Source organism: Streptomyces sp. NPDC079020 (genome assembly GCF_044542225.1).
Taxonomy (GTDB): Bacteria; Actinomycetota; Actinomycetes; order Streptomycetales; family Streptomycetaceae; genus Streptomyces.
On sequence record NZ_JBITUB010000005.1, the window covers coordinates 479,757 to 495,199 of the forward strand.

The following is a 15,443-nucleotide window of genomic DNA, read 5'->3' on the forward strand; positions in this document are numbered from 1 at the left end:
GAGACGCGGCAGTCCCAGCAGTCCCAGCAATAAAGCAGACCAGAAACAGCAGCCAGCCACATGCTGGATCCGTTCCTTCGTCTTCTTCCGGACCTATTTCGGGGAGTCGCAGCCGTGATCAGCGAGCCAAGCAGGCACTGCACGGTGGAGCTCCAGGCCCTGCCGTCGCGGATCGGTCAGGTCCGCAGAATCATCTCGGCGCAACTGCGCTACTGGCATCTCGATCCTCTGATCGACCAGGCAGCACTGGGCGTCACCGAACTGCTGACCAATGTCCACCGGCACGCACAGCCGGACAAGTCATGCACCGTCGAGATCGAGCTGCTGCTCGACCGGCTGACGGTCTCTGTCCACGACCACGACCCACGGCTGCCCACCGTGAACGAGGCGGACTCCTTCGCCACCTCGGGCCGGGGCCTGGCCCTTATCGCCGCGGTCAGCGAGAGCTGGGGCGTACGGCCCAGCGGCCGGTCCGGCAAAGCCGTCTGGTTCACCCTGCCGGCGCCGTGCGGCACCTCCACCCTGCCACCGCTCCCGGTGTACGGGTCGATGACCGACGGGCCGTTCGGCGCCGAGCGCGCCGGCCCCGCGGGGGCAGCCGCGGTCGCCGTACGGCCCGCCGTCGTCGGCTGACCGCAGCGGCCGGAGCGGCCCGCCGTCGGGCGGGCCGCTCCGGCCGCTACACGCGGTCCGTCATACCGCACCGCCCTTGGAGCCGGGGCCGAACTGCTCGTCCAGGACGGAGAGCCGGCGCCAGTACTCGTCCTCGTCGATCTCGCCCGTCGCGAAGCGGCGGCCCAGCAGGGCTATCGGCGAGGGCTCGCCGGGAGCGGTGTGCGGGGGCCGGGCGGCGGCCTGCCAGGGGCCGCGCCGGCCGCGCCACACGGTGCGCCGCAGCAGGGTGACGACGCCGACGACGACCGCCGCCCAGATGATCGGGAAGAGGAGGATCCAGGGTCCGGGTCCGCCGTTGTACGCCAGGGTGTTCATCTTCGGTCAGCTCCCTCGTTCAGGGGGTGTTGTCGTGCTTTCCTGACGCTTACGAGACTGTCCCCGGCGAGGGGTCCGGCGCGTCGTACGGCCGGCGGCAGTGTGTGTACCCCCTCGGGAGCAGCCGGCGCGCTCCCGGCTGCTCCCACATCACCCGCGACGGTCAGGCGAGGGCGGCGAGCGGGTCGTCCAGCACCGGCTGCCAGGCCAGTTCGGCGGCGCCCACCAGGCTGTTGTGGGAAAGCGTGCAGGGCAGGATCGGCACACTGCCGCTGCGCCCCCAGAGGCTGCGGTCGGCGACGACGGCGCGCAGCCGCTCCGGGTCGGCTTCGAGCAGGTCCCGGTGCAGCCCGCCGAGGATGATGCGGTCCGGGTTGAGGATGTTGACCAGCCCGGCGAGGCCGAGACCGAGGCGGTCGATCAGCTCCTCGGCGGCGTTGCGCACGGCGGCGTCCTCGTACTCCGTACGCAGCAGATCACCGGCCTGCTTCAGCAGCGACTCCTCCGGCCCCGGCTCCCGGCGGGCGGCGGTGAGAAAGGCCAGCGGATCCGTTTCGACGTCGAGGCAGCCACGTCCGCCGCAGTGGCAGGGGCGCCCCTCCGGATTCACCGTGAGATGCCCCACTTCCAGGGCGAGCCCCGAACTCCCGCTGTGCAGGCGGCCGTCGAGCACCAGAGCGCCGCCGACACCGCGGTGGCCGGTGGCGACGCAGAGCAGATGCTGCGCCCCGCGCCCCGCGCCGTGCCGGTGCTCCGCCAGCGCGGTGAGGTTGACGTCGTTGCCGGTGAACGCCGGGGCGGTGATGCCCGCTTCGCGAACGCACGAGGCGAAGATCTCGCGGACCGGCGATCCCGCGGGCCAGGCGATGTGGAGCGGGTTGAGGGCCGTGCCCTCGGGTTCGGCCACGGCCGAGGGCACGGCGAGCCCCGCGCCGACGCAGCGCAGCCCGCTCTCGCGCAGCAGCCGGGCCCCCTCCGCGACGACCTCCCCGAGCACCTGCGCGGGGTCGGCCATCACGGCGACGCAGCCCGGTGCGGTGGAGACGATCCGGCCGCCGAGCCCGACGAGCGCGGCACGGAAGCCGTCCGCGTGCACCTGGGCGGCAAGGGCGACCGGTCCGGTCTCGCGGACGGCCAGCCGGTGCGAGGGGCGGCCCTGCGAACCGGCCGCGGAACCGGGGCTGGAGTCGACCCGGATGAGCCCGAGCGCTTCCAGTTCCGCGGCGACCGCGCCGGCGGTGGCACGGGTGACGCCGAGCTCCGAGGTGAGCACGGCGCGGGTGGGCGCGCGTCCGGTGTGGACCAGTTCCAGTGCGGGCCCGAGCGCGCTGCGGCCCCTCTCCAACTTCGTCCGAGTGGTGGTCACCTTGCCGTTCATGGGGGCGAGTCTCCCATGATCCGGAGGCGTTGCCGACGCCCCCGGGACCGGTGACCACAGCTCTCCCGCCGTCCGTCCCCGCATCGCCGGGCGCCCCTGCCGGTCGTCTTGCGTCCCTCGGCCGCGCGCCCCTATGCTGAGTTTGTGCCGCAACTAAACAAACTGCGGACGGCCCTACCGGGGGGACTTGGCGGAGACACCGCCCCACCCCCGTCGGCCCGCCTCCGTACCGCGCTGACCGTGTTCTTCGCCCTCGACGGTTTTCTCTTCGCCGGCTGGGTGGTCCGTATCCCGGCCATCAAGCAGCAGACCGGCGCCTCCGCCTCCACCCTGGGACTCGCCCTGCTGGGCGTCTCCGCGGGTGCGGTGATCACCATGATGCTCACCGGCCGGCTCTGCCGCCGCTACGGCAGCCATGCGGTCACGGTGGTCTGCGGAGTCCTCCTCTCCCTGAGCATCGCGCTTCCCGCGCAGACCCATTCGGCGACCTCGCTCGGTCTGGTGCTGCTGGTCTTCGGCGCCGCCTACGGCGGCATGAACGTGGCGATGAACAGCGCCGCGGTCGATCTGGTCGCCGCCCTGCGCCGGCCGGTGATGCCGAGCTTCCACGCCGCGTTCAGCCTCGGCGGAATGATCGGCGCCGGGCTCGGCGGACTGGTCGCGGGCGGGCTCTCCCCCGCCACGCACCTCTTCGTCCTCACCGGCGTCGGGCTGGCCGTCACCGCCGCGGTGGGGCCGGCCCTGCTGCGCCACCCCTCGCGATCCGCGGCGCCCGCCGCCTCGCGCACCCCCTCGGCCGCGAAGCGGCGGCTGGACGGGCGGGCCCGCCGGGTCGTGCTGCTCTTCGGGGTGATCGCCCTGTGCACCGCGTACGGCGAGGGCGCGCTCGCCGACTGGGGCGCGCTGCACCTGGAACAGGACCTCCACACCCATCCCGGTCCGGCCGCCGCCGGATACTCGCTCTTCGCCCTGACCATGACCATCGGCAGACTCAGCGGCACCATGCTGCTCGAACGGCTCGGCCAGACCCGGACGCTCGTCATGGGCGGCGCGACGGCCGCGGCCGGAATGCTGCTCGGCGCGCTCGCGCCGAGCGCCTGGCTCGCCCTCGTCGGCTTCGCCGTCACGGGCCTGGGCCTCGCCAATATCTTCCCCGTCGCGGTGAGCCGGGCCGGGGAGCTGGCAGGGCCGAGCGGGGTCGCCGCCGCCTCGACGCTCGGCTACGGCGGAATGCTGCTGGGCCCGCCCGCGATCGGCTTCCTGGCCGACTGGTCCTCCCTGCCGGTGGCGCTGACGACCGTGGCCCTGCTGGCCGCCGCGGCAGCCGCGCTGGGGTACGGCGCCCGGAACGCGACGCACACCTGAGCGTACGTACACGTGAGCGATTGAGTAGGTGTACTCAGGCCTGACCGGCCGTCCCGGCGCACGATGGACGTCTCGACCATTCACCCGGGAGCCGACAGTGAAGAACCAGCTCATCAACCATCCGCACCTGCGCGCACTGCTCCGGCTGACCTTCGGCAACGCCGTCTCGCTGTGCTACCTCGCCCTGGTGCTCGCGGCAGCGGTCTTCGTGACCGTGGACACTCTGTTCGTCACGCACGAAGACGCCTCGTTCGCCGGGGTCTGGCTGTTCCTGCTGGCCGCGCCCACCGTGTTCGCCTTCTTCGTCGGAAGCTCCCTGGCGGGCGCGGAATCGGGCGGGCCCGCCTGGTTCATGTATCTCGCCCTCGTGGTGTCGGTACTGGCGCAGTCACTGGCGCTCGGCTGGTTCGCGCGGCTGCTGCGCCGGGGCGGCGGGGCCCGGTCCGCACACCTGCGGGGCGTCTGAAAACCTGCGCCCCCGAGCCGTCGGGCCCCTGGCACAATCGGCCTCATGGCGATCTCGGAGAACATCACGGCCCTGGCCGCGGAGGGCCGTCTGCTCGCGGCGGCGGCAAAAGCGGCGGGTCCGGGCGCCTCGGTCCCGACCTGCCCCGGCTGGCAGGTACGTCATCTGCTGCGGCACACCGGCATGGTGCACCGCTGGGCGGCGGATCTGGTGGCCGAGGGGCACAGGAAGTACCGGCCCGGCGGCGGTGAGCCGGATCTCGACGGGGACGAGCTGCTCGACTGGTTCCGCGCGGGCCATCGTCATCTGGTCGAAGCCCTGGAGGCCGCACCCGCCGACCTCGACTGCTGGACCTTCCTGCCCGCCCCCTCACCGCTGGCGTTCTGGGCGCGCCGTCAGCTGCACGAGACCACGGTGCACCGGGTCGACGCCGAGTCGGCGCTCGGCGGGCCGCTCACGCCGGTGGCCGCGGAGCACGCGCTGGACGGCATCGATGAGTTGCTGACCGGGTTCCACGCCCGCACCGCGAGCAAGGTGCGCACCGGCACTCCGCGCACCCTGCGGCTGCGGGCCACGGACGCGGCCGAGGGAGCCGGGGCGCGGACGGAGGCGGTGTGGACCGTACAGCTGTCGGCCGAGCCGCCAAAGGCGGTACGGGAGCACGGGAGCGGCCATCCGCCGTCCGCCGACTGCGAGTTGAGCGGGACGGCCGAGGGAATCTATCTGACGCTGTGGAACCGGCTGCCGCTCTCCGCCGTCACCCTGACCGGCGACCGCGCGGTGGCACGGCTGTGGGCGGACAACTCCGCGGTCACCTGGAGCTGACGCGCCACGGGGAACCCGGTGTGCCGCGCGGCACGCCGGGTTCCCTTGCCGCCGCCCGGCACCCCTGTGAGAATCCGGGCATGGGGCGACGCACGCAGGCAGAACGGGACGCCATCACCATCGAGATCGGTTACGCGGTGGTGAGCGGTGTCGTGGTCGCCGCGCTCACCTGCGCGGGCATCTACCTGCCGGCCGTGTTCCTCGGTCTCACACGCACCGGCGGACAGCCGCTGTTCACGATCGCCATGGGGTTCGCCGCTCTGGTGTTCCTCGCCCGGGTCGTCCATGTGCTCCGGCGTTTCCCCCGTCCGGACGAGGGCCTCAGGGTGCCCGACGTTCAGCCCAGCCAACCGGGCCGTACGAGCCCCGACTCGTAGGCGAGCACGACGAGCTGGGCCCGGTCGCGGGCCCCCAGCTTGACCATGGTGCGGCTGACATGGGTCTTGGCCGTGAGCGGGCTGACCACGAGCCTGCGGGCGATCTCCTCGTTCGACAGCCCGATACCGACCAGCGCCATCACCTCCCGCTCCCGTTCCGTGAGCCGGCCGAGGGCGGTGACCGCCGCGGGTTCCTTGGACCGGGCGGCGAACTCCGCGATCAGCCGGCGGGTCACTCCGGGCGACAGCAGGGCGTCCCCGTGCACCACCGCCCGTACCGCGCGCAGCAGTTCCTCGGGCTCGGTGTCCTTGACGAGGAATCCGGAGGCACCGGACCGGATCGCCTCGAAGACGTACTCGTCCAGTTCGAAGGTGGTGAGCATGACCACCTTCACGTCGCCGAGCCCGGGATCCCCGGTGATCCGCCGGGTGGCGGCCAGGCCGTCCAGGCGGGGCATCCGGATGTCCATCAGTACGGTGTCGGGCCGCAGCTCGCGCACCAGCCGGACCGCTTCCTCCCCGTCGGCGGCCTCCCCGGCCACCTCGATGTCCGGCTGGGCGTCCAGCAGCGCCCGGAAGCCGGCCCGGACCAGCAGCTGGTCATCGGCGAGCAGTACTCGGATCACGGGGTCTCCTCCGGGTGTGCCCCGGGGTCCCGGGGCGGGGCCTCACGGTCCGGCGCGGTGGCCGGCAGCGGAAGTCCCGCCCGTACCCGGAAGCCGCCGCCGGGCCGGGGGCCCGCCTCGATCGTGCCACCGAGCGCCGCCGCCCGCTCCCGCATGCCCACGAGTCCGCTGCCGCTGCCGCCCGCGTCGCCGCCGGTCGCCGGTCCTTCGTCGTCGATCCGGAGCCCGAGGCGCCCGGTGCCGTATCCGATCCGGACCAGTGCGGTACGGGAACCCGAGTGCCGTACGACATTGGTCAGGGCCTCCTGCACGATCCGGAAGGCCGCCAGATCGGTGCCGGGCGGAACGGGGGCGGGCACGCCCTCGGTCTCGACGGTGACGGTGAGACCGGCGCCCGCCGCCTGCTCCACGAGTTCGGGCAGGTGGCCCAGTCCCGGGGCCGGGGCACGGGGGGCGTCGCCGGGCGTACGGAGGCCGGCCAGGACCTGGCGCACCTCGCCGAGCGCCTCCTTGCTGGCCCCCTTGATGGTGATGAGCGCGGTGCGGGCCTGCTCGGGATCGGAGTCGAGCAGCGCGAGCCCGACACCGGCCTGCACATTGATGACGGAGATGCTGTGGGCGAGCACATCGTGCAGTTCGCGGGCCATGCGCAGCCGTTCCTCGTCGGCCCGCCGCCGCTCCGCGGCCTCCCGTTCCGCCCTGGCCGCCGCCCACTGTTCGCGGCGTACCCGCAGCAGTTCGGCGGCGGCGACGATGGCGAGCACCCAGGCGGTGATGAACGCCTCCTGTCCCCAGGGGGCGGCGCCGTCCCCTGCGGGCGGCAGCCACCGGTAGAGCCAGTGGCCCACCAGCACGTGGCCGGCCCACAGTCCGCCGAGCGACCACCAGGCGGCCTTGCGGTGCCCGGACACGATGGCGCTGAAGCAGCCCACGGCGACGGCGACGAAGACCGGTCCGTACGGATAGCCCGCCCCCATGTAGAGCAGGGTCACGGCGGAGGTCGTGGCGACGGCCACCACGGGGTGCCGGTGGCGCACCAGCAGCACCGCGACCGCGGCGAACAGCAGCAGCCGCGCGAAGAGGTCCAACGGCTGCCGGTCCTGGCTGTGCGCCGCGAAGCCCGTGCCGACCATGACGAACACCAGCAGCGCGACGGTCGAGGGCCAGGGCAGCCCGGCGGCGGACCGCTCCCCCAGGGCCGACAGCCAGTGCGGTGCGTTCCCGTGTCCCCGGAGGCCGCCGCGCCCCCGGAGGCCGCCGCGCCCCCGGAGGCCGCCGCGCCCCCGGGGGGAGGCACCGCCCGTGCGTGCCGGCTGCTGTTCGTCCATGACGGCAACGCTAGACGGGCCACCGCCGCGCCGGCGTCAGCCGGGCGTGGTGGTCGCCCGTACTCCCCGGGGAGTACGTCGTCCGGGCGGGGCGGCCGGACGCCCCGCCCACGCCCTGCGGAAGCGCCTCTACCGGTCCATCGCGCTCAGCGCGCGCTGCGCCAGCGGGTGCGTCCGGACGAGCTCGGCCAGGGACGTGGTGCCCCGGGTGATTCCGGCGAACGCGTTCCAGGCGGGCCGGAAGCCGGTCAGCACCGCGTGCAGCAGTCCGGGGCGGCGCTCGAACAGCCTCAGCATGCGCCGCCCGACGCCCATCTCCACGCCCAGCCCCGCCTTGATGGCGAAGGCGTAGTTGAGGGCCTGCCTGCGGGCGTCCACCGCGTCGTGGGACTCGGCGATCCGCACCGCCCACTCACCGGCGAGCCGTCCGGAGCGCAGCGCGAAGGAGATGCCCTCGCGCGTCCACGGCTCCAGCAGCCCCGCCGCGTCGCCGCACACCACGACCCGGCCGCGCGAGAGCGGGGAGTCGTCGCTGCGGCAGCGGGTCAGATGGCCGGAGGAGATCTTCGGCTCGAACCCGGCGAGACCGAGCCGGGCGATGAAGTCCTCCAGATACCGCTTGGTCCCCGCACCGTCACCGCGCGCCGAGATCACCCCGACGGTCAGGGTGTCGCCCTTGGGGAACACCCAGCCGTAACTCCCGGGCAGCGGGCCCCAGTCGATGAGCACCCGCCCCGCCCAGTCCTCCGCCACCGTCGCCGGGACGGGGATCTCCGCCTCCAGCCCGAGGTCCACCTGGTCGAGCTTGACCCCGACATGAGCTCCTATCCGGCCCGCGCTGCCGTCCGCGCCGACGACGGCCCGCGCGAGAACGGTCTCGCCCCCGGAGAGCACCACGGCGACGGTGCGCCGGTCGGGGACGGCGGGACCGTGCTGCTCCACCCGCGCCACCGCGACTCCGGTGCGCAGTTCGGCGCCGGCCTTCTGCGCCTCCTCGACCAGACCCGCGTCGAACTCGGAGCGGTTGATGAGCCCGAAGAGCATGCGCTTGGACCGACGTGTACGTGACAGCTTCCCGTTGAGCGAGAACGTCACCGCGTGGATGCGGTCCCTGAGGGGCAGTTCGAAGCCCGGGGGCAGCGAATCGCGGGAGTACCCGATGATTCCGCCGCCGCACGTCTTGTAGCGGGGCAGTTCCGCCTTCTCCAGCAGCAGCACCCGTCGGCCCGCGACAGCGGCCGCGTATGCCGCCGATGCTCCGGCCGGACCCGCGCCGACCACGACGACGTCCCACACGGACGACTCCTCCGGAACGGACGATTCCTCCGAAATGGACGGCTCTTCCGACTCACGTCCGGCGTCTGCGTTCTCGCTGCTCACGATGTGCTTCTGCTCCCGATCAACCAGTGGCCCCAAGCTGCTCACGGCATCCTACGGCGCGATTCGGCCAAGCCCCTCTGTGGGAGGATCGGCCATGATTTCGTCGTACGAACAACGCCGGACAAAAGGCGTCGCCCACGGTCGCGTACACAACGCGCCGTCTTCATAACGTCGCACCCACGAGGAGCGTGCCCATGACCGCCCGTCCGATTTCCGAGACCGTCGCCTCGCTGATGCCCCGCGCCAGGGCGGAGCTGGCCGAGCTGGTGGCGTTCCGGTCGGTGGCGGACCCCGCCCAGTTCCCGAAGAGCGAGTGCGAAGGGGCGGCCGAATGGGTCGCCTCGGCACTGCGCGCCGAGGACTTCCAGGACGTCGCCCTGCTCGACACCCCCGACGGAACCCAGTCCGTCTACGGCTTCCTGCCCGGCCCGGCCGGTGCGCCGACCGTGCTGCTCTACGCGCACTACGACGTGCAGCCGCCGCTGGACGAGTCCGCCTGGCTCTCCCCGCCGTTCGAGCTGACGGAGCGCGACGGCCGCTGGTTCGGCCGGGGCGCGGCCGACTGCAAGGGCGGGTTCATCATGCACCTGCTCGCGCTGCGTGCGCTGAAGGCCAACGGCGGCGTGCCGGTCTCCGTGAAGGTGATCGCCGAGGGTTCGGAGGAGCAGGGCACCGGCGGCCTGGAGCGGTACGCGGAGGCGCACCCCGAACTGCTGGCCGCCGACACGATCGTCATCGGCGACACCGGTAACTTCCGTGTCGGGCTGCCGACCGTCACCGCGACGCTGCGCGGGATGACGATGCTGCGGGTGACGCTCGACACGCTCGAAGGGAACCTGCACTCGGGGCAGTTCGGCGGGGCGGCCCCGGACGCGCTGGCGGCCATGATCCAGCTGCTGGCCTCGCTGCGCGCCGAGGACGGCACGACGACGGTCGACGGTCTCACCACGGACACGGAGTGGGAGGGGCTGCAGTACCCGGAGGCGGAGTTCCGCAAGGACGCGAAGGTCCTGGACGGTGTGGAACTGATCGGTACGGGGAGTGTCGCGGACCGGATCTGGGCGCGTCCCGCCGTCACGGTCATCGGCATCGACTGCCCGCCGGTGGTCGGTGCCACGCCGTCCCTGCAGGCGAGCGCCCGCGCGCAGGTGAGCCTGCGGGTGCCGCCCGGCCAGGACGCCGCCGAGGCGACGAAGCTGCTGACCGCCCATCTGGAGTCCCACGCCCCCTGGGGAGCGAGGGTCTCGGTGGAGCGGGTGGGCCAGGGCCAGCCGTTCCGCGCCGACATCACGAGCCCGGCGTACACCTCGATGGCCGATGCCATGCGGGTCGCGTACCCGGGCGAGGAGATGCAGTCATCCGGCATGGGCGGCTCGATCCCGCTGTGCAACACGCTCGCGGGCCTGTACCCGGAGGCGGAGATCCTGCTGATCGGTCTCAGTGAGCCCGAGGCCCAGATCCACGCGGTGAACGAGAGTGTGTCGCCGGAGGAACTGGAACGCCTCTCGGTGGCCGAGGCGCTGTTCCTGCGCAACTACGCGGAGTCCAAGAAGAGTTAGGGCCCTTCGTGTCCGGCCGAGGGGCCGGGGTGCGCTCACCGCGCCCCGGCCCCTCGGCCCACCGGCCCCTCAGCCCACCGGCACGCCGGCCTCCAGATTGAGCACGACCGACCGTTCGCGCGCCCGCAGCGCCCAGCGCAGCCGCTCGTAGCGGGTGGGCGGCAGCATCGTCGCCGCCTCCGCCTCGGTGACGAACCGCCAGCCTCGCAGCTCCGACCCCGGAAGCAGCAGATGCTCGGCGTCCTCACCGCGCAGCAGGCCGCCGTCGAAGAGGAAGCGCAGCCCCCCGTAGCCGGGCGGCTTCGGCGACTCCCAGTCGACCACCAGGAGCTTCGGCACCCGGTCCAGCCGGATCCCTATCTCCTCCGCGACCTCCCGCATCCCCGCCCGCGCCGGAGCCTCCCCCGCCTCCACCACTCCGCCGGGGAACTCCCAGCCCGGCTTGTAGGTGGGATCGACGAGCAGGACACGGTCCTGTTCGTCGAAGAGCAGGACTCCGGACGCGACGGTCTCCGCGGTCGGATCGGGGGTCTGGACGATCTCGCACGCCCCGGCCGCCCCGGTGCGTACCGCCTCGGCGATCCGCTCGGCCGTCTCGTACGGGGTGAGCGCGCTGGTGTCGATCGCGTGGGCGTCCGCCGCGATCCAGTCGAGGGCCGCCAGATAGGGATCGATGTGCTCGTACGCCCACCGTCGGACGCGTTCGCTGTGCTCGGGGTCGGCCGGCACCACCTCCCGGTCCGCGATCCGGCTTCGCAGGATCGTTTCCTCAGGTGAGAGCAGTACATGGCACACGGGAATGCGCCGGGAGGCGAACCCGCCGAAGATCTCGTCGCGGTACTCCTGACGCAGGAGCGTCATCGGCACCACGAGCACCCCTGGCACCTCGGCGAGCAACGCGGCCGCCGTGTCCACCACCAGCCGCCGCCAGATCGGCAGGTCCTGGAAGTCGCTCACCTCGGCCAGCTTCTTCTGGGGCAGCAGGCCGCGCAGCCCGGCGCCGGTCAGCTCGGGGTCGTACAACGTGCTGTTCGGGATCAGATCGATCAGTTCGCACGCGGCGCTCGTCTTGCCCGCACTGAACGCACCGTTGACCCAGACGATCACGGTTCCCCCTCTTCCGTAGCCCCCTGTGGCTTGCCCGCAACACCCTGCTGCGGAAACCCCGATGTGGCGATGCCGTTGCCGGGACCTGGCGGCCGGATGCCCGTCGCCGGGCATACCACTGTACGAGGCCCGGCTCCCCGGGCGCCGTAGCGGCGGGCGGCCGGGCGCCGTCGGGGCCCGTGGCCATGGGCGGAAGACCGGGGCCGGCGCCGGGGACGGGCCCCGCCGGAGACGACCCGCCGGCCGCCCGCGGTGCCGCCGGGAATCGTCCAGGGGGTGTCCGGCCTGACGAACCGGGCACCCCCTGGAAGTCAGGGGGCCGTCGGCCGCCGCGCCGCCGTCGCGGCGGCGGCCGCCGCTCCCACCAGCCCCGCGTCCGTACCCATCACGGCGGGCGCCACCACGAGCTGACGGACGAACGAGAGGGTGGCGTAGTCGCGCAGGGACCGGCGCAGCGGTGCGAAGAGCACGTCTCCCGCACCGGCCACGCCTCCGCCGATCACCGCGATCCCGATCTCGACGAGCGTGGCGGTCGCGGCGATCCCGGCGGCCAGCGCCTGGGCCGCCCGTTCGTACGAGGCGATGGCGACCGGGTCCCCGGCACGGGCGGCAGCGGCCACGGCGGCGGCCGTGGCATCACCGTCCGGTCCCGGGCTCCAGCCGCTCTCCAGGGCCCGGCGGGCGATGTTCGGCCCGCTGGCGAGGCGTTCGACGCAGCCGCGGGAGCCGCACGGGCACGGGTCGCCGTCCAGGTCCACGCTGAGGTGACCGATGTGACCGGCGTTGCCGGTGGGGCCCGGGTGCAGTCTGCCGCCGAGGACCAGACCACCGCCGACGCCTGTGGACACGACGAGGCAGAGCGCGTTGTCGTAGCCGCGCGCCGCACCGAGCCAGTGCTCGGCCGCCGTCATCGCCACCCCGTCGCCCACGAGTGTGACGGCCAGTCCCCCCGTCGCCCTGTGCACCCGCTCCACCAGCGGAAAGTCCCGCCAGCACGGGACGTTGACCGGGCTCACCGTACCGGCCGAGGCATCCACGGGACCCGCGCTGCCGATGCCGACGGAGGCCGCCCTGCTCCACAGCGGCGACGCCATCAGTTCGGACAGCACCTCGCCGACGGCATCCATCACCGTCCCGGCGTCCTGCCGGGCGGGCGTCGGCCGTTGCGCCCGTACGAGAAGGGTTCCGCCGCCGTCCACCAGCGCACCGGCGATCTTGGTGCCTCCGATGTCGAGCGCGGCGACGAGGTCGGTATGCATCGGTGTGGGCTCTCCGGGTGAAGTGAAGGGGCGGGACCTGCGGGTTCAGTCGATGGTCCGCACAGTCTCCATTCTTCTGACAACGTTGTCCAGGGCCTATGCTCGACGCCACAGCCTTCCGGCTCTTCCCGGCACCGTTCACGGGACCGCCCGGACCCGCCGGACCCGACCTCATCGACGACAGGACAGCGCACGTGGCCGAGACCACCCGTCACTCCGAGCCCCGCTACGGCAACCGGCCGACCATGAAGGACGTGGCGGCCCGCGCCGGAGTGGGCCTCAAGACGGTCTCGCGGGTGGTGAACAGTGAGCCGGGTGTCACCCCCGACACCGAACGCCGGGTCCAGGAGGCGATCGACGCCCTCGGCTTCCGCCGCAACGACAGCGCGCGCGTGCTGCGCAAGGGACGCACCGCCTCCATCGGCCTGGTCCTGGAAGACCTCGCCGACCCCTTCTACGGCCCGCTGAGCCGCGCGGTGGAGGAGGTGGCCCGCGCACACGGCGCGCTCCTGATCAACGGTTCGAGCGCCGAGGACCCCGAGCGCGAGCAGGAACTCGTCCTCGCGCTGTGCGCCCGCCGGGTGGACGGACTGATCGTGATCCCCGCGGGCGATGACCACCGCTATCTGGAGCCGGAGATGAAGGCGGGCATCGCCACGGTCTTCGTGGACCGCCCGGCGGGCCGGATCAACGCCGACATGGTCCTCTCGGACAGCTTCGGCGGCTCCCGCGAAGGCGTCGCCCATCTGATCGCGCACGGCCACCGGAGGATCGGCTTCATCGGCGACCAGCCCCGTATCCACACGGCCACCGAGCGGCTGCGCGGTTACCACGCGGCGATGGCGGACGCGGGCATCGAGGTCGGGGACGGCTGGGTCTCGCTCGGCTCCACCGACCCCGGGCGGGTCCGGGCGGCGGCCGAGAGGATGCTCGCCGGACCGGAACCGGTCACCGCGCTGTTCGCGGGCAACAACCGGGTGACGGTGACCGCGGTACGCGTCCTGGCGGAGCGGGAACGCCCCGTGGCCCTGGTCGGCTTCGACGACATCGAGCTGGCCGATCTGCTCGGCATCACCGTCATCTCGCAGGACGCGGCGGCGGTGGGCCGCACCGCCGCCGAGCATCTGTTCCGCCGTCTGGACGGCGTCGACCACGCCCCGGTCCGGGTGGAGCTCCCGACGACGCTCATCGCCCGCGGCTCCGGCGAACTCCCGCCCGCCTGAGGCCGCCCGGCACCACCGGCCGCCGCCCGGCGCCGTCCGGCACCCTTCCGGAAGACGCCTGCGGGACAGCCCTCAGGGCGCGGTGACCGTCAGCCCGCCCCGGCGCGGCGAGGCGAAGGCGTCGAGGTCCGCGCGGGCGAGACCGGTGAGCCGGGTGACCTCGGCGGTGTCCAGGGCGCCGCAGTCGATGCCGCGCAGCAGGTAGCCGCTGAGCGCCTTGGCGGTGGCCGGTTCGTCCATGACGTCACCGCCCGCCCTGGCGACGTACGCGGCGAGACGGGCCGCCGCCTGTTCCAGGCCCTCGCGGTAGAAGGTGTAGACGGCCGCGTAACGGGTGGGCAGATGCCCCGGGTGCATGTCCCAGCCCTGGTAGTAGGCGCGGGCCAGGGCGCGGCGGGTGAGTCCGTAGTGGAGCCGCCAGGCGTCGTGGACCTGAGAGGTGGGCCCGACGGGCAAAACGTTGGTGGAGCCGTCGCAGACGCGCACACCGGTGCCCGCGGCGGCGACCTGCATGACGGCCTTGGCGTGGTCGGCGGCCGGGTGGTCACTGGCCTGGTACGCGGCGCTGACGCCGACGCAGGCGCTGTAGTCGAAGGTGCCGTAGTGCAGACCGGTCGCCCGGCCCTGAGCGGCGTCGATCATGCGGGCCACGGCCGCCGTGCCGTCGGAGGCGAGGATCGACTGACTGGTCTCGATCTGGATCTCGAACCCGAGCCGGCCGGCGTCGAGGCCATGGGCCTCCTCGAAGGCTTCGAGGAGGTGGACGAACGCGGTGACCTGTTCCGGGTACGTCACCTTCGGCAGCGTCAGCACGAGCCCGTCGGGGAGCCCGCCGGCCCGCATCAGTCCGGTGAGGAACACGTCCGTGGTACGGATTCCGCGGTCCCGTACGGCGGCCTCCATGCACTTCATCCGGATGCCCGTGTACGGGGCCGCGGTGCCGTCCGCGTACGCCTGCGAGACGAGCTGTGCGGCGCGGGCCGCGGCCTCGTCCTCCTCGGCGTCGGAGCGCGGACCGTAGCCGTCCTCGAAGTCGATGCGCAGGTCCTCCACGGGCTCGCGCTCCAGCTTGGCGCGTACGCGGTCGTGGACGGGCCCGGCCAGTTCCTCGGGAATGCCGAGGACGGCGGCGAAGGAGGGGGCGTCGGGAGCGTGGGTGTCGAGGGCCGCCAGCGCCCGGCCGCCCCAGGAGCGGATGGTGCCCGCGGTGAACACGTCGGCGGGGACGTAGACGGTGTGCACGGGCTGGCGGGTACCGGGGTCCCCCGGATAGCGGCGGGCGAGTTCCGCGTCCACCGCCGTGAGGGAGGCGCTGATGGCCTCGCTGACCGTACCGGCGAGGCTCGTTGCCACCTGCTCCTGCTGACCCATTCCCGTACCCTCCACACTCTCGCATCTTCCGCTTCACGGAATCAAGAATCCGCATAGTGAAGTTATAAGGCCGTAGAACCTGCGTCAATGGTGTCGGGAATGGGTCGGGGCCGCGCGGTGGGTGTCACCGTGCGGCCCCGGCCGGGGTGGTGCTGTGGGTGGTGCTGTTGTGGTGCTGTGTGTGGTGCC

The 15,443-nt window shown here is 73.0% G+C and carries 15 protein-coding genes; 7 read left to right on the forward strand and 8 right to left on the reverse strand.

The window, feature by feature from the left end:
- Positions 1–114: 114 nt before the first annotated feature.
- Positions 115–633: an ATP-binding protein gene (locus tag ACIGJO_RS13910; RefSeq protein ID WP_399956870.1), complete on the forward strand. Its 519-nt coding sequence runs from the start codon at positions 115–117 to the stop codon at positions 631–633.
- 60 nt (positions 634–693) lie between these two features.
- On the opposite strand, the gene ACIGJO_RS13915 is transcribed toward ACIGJO_RS13910, so the two are convergent.
- Together ACIGJO_RS13915 and ACIGJO_RS13920 are read right to left on the reverse strand one after the other, a co-directional pair.
- A complete protein-coding gene (locus ACIGJO_RS13915) occupies positions 694–990 on the reverse strand; it encodes an SHOCT domain-containing protein (protein ID WP_399956873.1) in 297 nt (98 codons plus the stop codon).
- Between the two features lie 163 nt (positions 991–1,153).
- Positions 1,154–2,368: an ROK family protein gene (locus ACIGJO_RS13920; RefSeq protein WP_399956876.1), complete on the reverse strand. Its 1,215-nt coding sequence runs from the start codon at positions 2,366–2,368 to the stop codon at positions 1,154–1,156.
- Positions 2,369–2,512: 144 nt separating this feature from the next.
- Between ACIGJO_RS13920 and ACIGJO_RS13925 the strand changes: the two genes are divergently transcribed.
- From ACIGJO_RS13925 to ACIGJO_RS13940, 4 genes are all read left to right on the forward strand, one after another.
- Entirely contained in the window at positions 2,513–3,733 is a 1,221-nt protein-coding gene (locus tag ACIGJO_RS13925; protein WP_399956879.1) for an MFS transporter, read from the forward strand.
- A gap of 97 nt (positions 3,734–3,830) precedes the next feature.
- A complete protein-coding gene (locus ACIGJO_RS13930; RefSeq protein ID WP_399956882.1) occupies positions 3,831–4,199 on the forward strand; it encodes an SCO4225 family membrane protein in 369 nt (122 codons plus the stop codon).
- A 45-nt stretch (positions 4,200–4,244) separates the two neighbouring features.
- Positions 4,245–5,024, forward strand: a complete 780-nt coding sequence (locus ACIGJO_RS13935) for a maleylpyruvate isomerase family mycothiol-dependent enzyme (RefSeq protein WP_399956885.1) — start codon at positions 4,245–4,247, stop codon at positions 5,022–5,024.
- 80 nt (positions 5,025–5,104) lie between these two features.
- Positions 5,105–5,401, forward strand: coding sequence for a DUF6332 family protein (locus ACIGJO_RS13940; protein WP_399956888.1), 297 nt, complete (start codon positions 5,105–5,107; stop codon positions 5,399–5,401).
- On the opposite strand, the gene ACIGJO_RS13945 is transcribed toward ACIGJO_RS13940, so the two are convergent.
- From ACIGJO_RS13945 to ACIGJO_RS13955, 3 genes are all read right to left on the reverse strand, one after another.
- A complete protein-coding gene (locus tag ACIGJO_RS13945) occupies positions 5,362–6,027 on the reverse strand; it encodes a response regulator (RefSeq protein WP_399956891.1) in 666 nt (221 codons plus the stop codon). The two genes, ACIGJO_RS13940 and ACIGJO_RS13945, sit on opposite strands and share 40 nt — an antisense overlap.
- Complete coding sequence (locus ACIGJO_RS13950; protein WP_399956894.1) at positions 6,024–7,355, reverse strand: sensor histidine kinase; 1,332 nt, start codon at positions 7,353–7,355, stop codon at positions 6,024–6,026. Before ACIGJO_RS13950 ends, ACIGJO_RS13945 begins: the two co-directional genes overlap by 4 nt.
- Before the next feature lie 129 nt (positions 7,356–7,484).
- On the reverse strand, positions 7,485–8,735 hold the full coding sequence (locus tag ACIGJO_RS13955; RefSeq protein ID WP_399956897.1) for a geranylgeranyl reductase family protein: 1,251 nt from the start codon (positions 8,733–8,735) through the stop codon (positions 7,485–7,487).
- 194 nt (positions 8,736–8,929) lie between these two features.
- Between ACIGJO_RS13955 and ACIGJO_RS13960 the strand changes: the two genes are divergently transcribed.
- Positions 8,930–10,294, forward strand: a complete 1,365-nt coding sequence (locus ACIGJO_RS13960) for a dipeptidase (RefSeq protein ID WP_399956900.1) — start codon at positions 8,930–8,932, stop codon at positions 10,292–10,294.
- Between the two features lie 69 nt (positions 10,295–10,363).
- Here ACIGJO_RS13960 and ACIGJO_RS13965 read toward each other — a convergent pair whose 3' ends face one another.
- Together ACIGJO_RS13965 and ACIGJO_RS13970 are read right to left on the reverse strand one after the other, a co-directional pair.
- Entirely contained in the window at positions 10,364–11,401 is a 1,038-nt protein-coding gene (locus tag ACIGJO_RS13965; RefSeq protein WP_399956903.1) for an NUDIX domain-containing protein, read from the reverse strand.
- Positions 11,402–11,712: 311 nt separating this feature from the next.
- Complete coding sequence (locus ACIGJO_RS13970; RefSeq protein WP_399956905.1) at positions 11,713–12,660, reverse strand: ROK family protein; 948 nt, start codon at positions 12,658–12,660, stop codon at positions 11,713–11,715.
- 194 nt (positions 12,661–12,854) lie between these two features.
- Here ACIGJO_RS13970 and ACIGJO_RS13975 point away from each other — a divergent pair, with 194 nt between their 5' ends.
- On the forward strand, positions 12,855–13,883 hold the full coding sequence (locus tag ACIGJO_RS13975) for a LacI family DNA-binding transcriptional regulator (protein WP_399956985.1): 1,029 nt from the start codon (positions 12,855–12,857) through the stop codon (positions 13,881–13,883).
- Positions 13,884–13,955: 72 nt separating this feature from the next.
- Here ACIGJO_RS13975 and ACIGJO_RS13980 read toward each other — a convergent pair whose 3' ends face one another.
- A complete protein-coding gene (locus tag ACIGJO_RS13980; RefSeq protein WP_399956908.1) occupies positions 13,956–15,254 on the reverse strand; it encodes a DUF6986 family protein in 1,299 nt (432 codons plus the stop codon).
- Between the last annotated feature and the right edge of the window lie 189 nt (positions 15,255–15,443).

What these genes read in the sequence shown, in the direction of transcription:
- ACIGJO_RS13915 (WP_399956873.1), bottom strand. Translation starts at nt 990, where the DNA reads ATGAACACCCTGGCGTACAACGGCGGACCCGGACCCTGGATCCTCCTC.
- ACIGJO_RS13920 (WP_399956876.1), bottom strand. Translation starts at nt 2,368, where the DNA reads ATGAACGGCAAGGTGACCACCACTCGGACGAAGTTGGAGAGGGGCCGC.
- ACIGJO_RS13935 (WP_399956885.1), top strand. Translation starts at nt 4,245, where the DNA reads ATGGCGATCTCGGAGAACATCACGGCCCTGGCCGCGGAGGGCCGTCTG.
- ACIGJO_RS13940 (WP_399956888.1), top strand. Translation starts at nt 5,105, where the DNA reads ATGGGGCGACGCACGCAGGCAGAACGGGACGCCATCACCATCGAGATC.
- ACIGJO_RS13950 (WP_399956894.1), bottom strand. Translation starts at nt 7,355, where the DNA reads ATGGACGAACAGCAGCCGGCACGCACGGGCGGTGCCTCCCCCCGGGGG.
- ACIGJO_RS13960 (WP_399956900.1), top strand. Translation starts at nt 8,930, where the DNA reads ATGACCGCCCGTCCGATTTCCGAGACCGTCGCCTCGCTGATGCCCCGC.
- ACIGJO_RS13970 (WP_399956905.1), bottom strand. Translation starts at nt 12,660, where the DNA reads ATGCATACCGACCTCGTCGCCGCGCTCGACATCGGAGGCACCAAGATC.
- ACIGJO_RS13980 (WP_399956908.1), bottom strand. Translation starts at nt 15,254, where the DNA reads ATGGGTCAGCAGGAGCAGGTGGCAACGAGCCTCGCCGGTACGGTCAGC.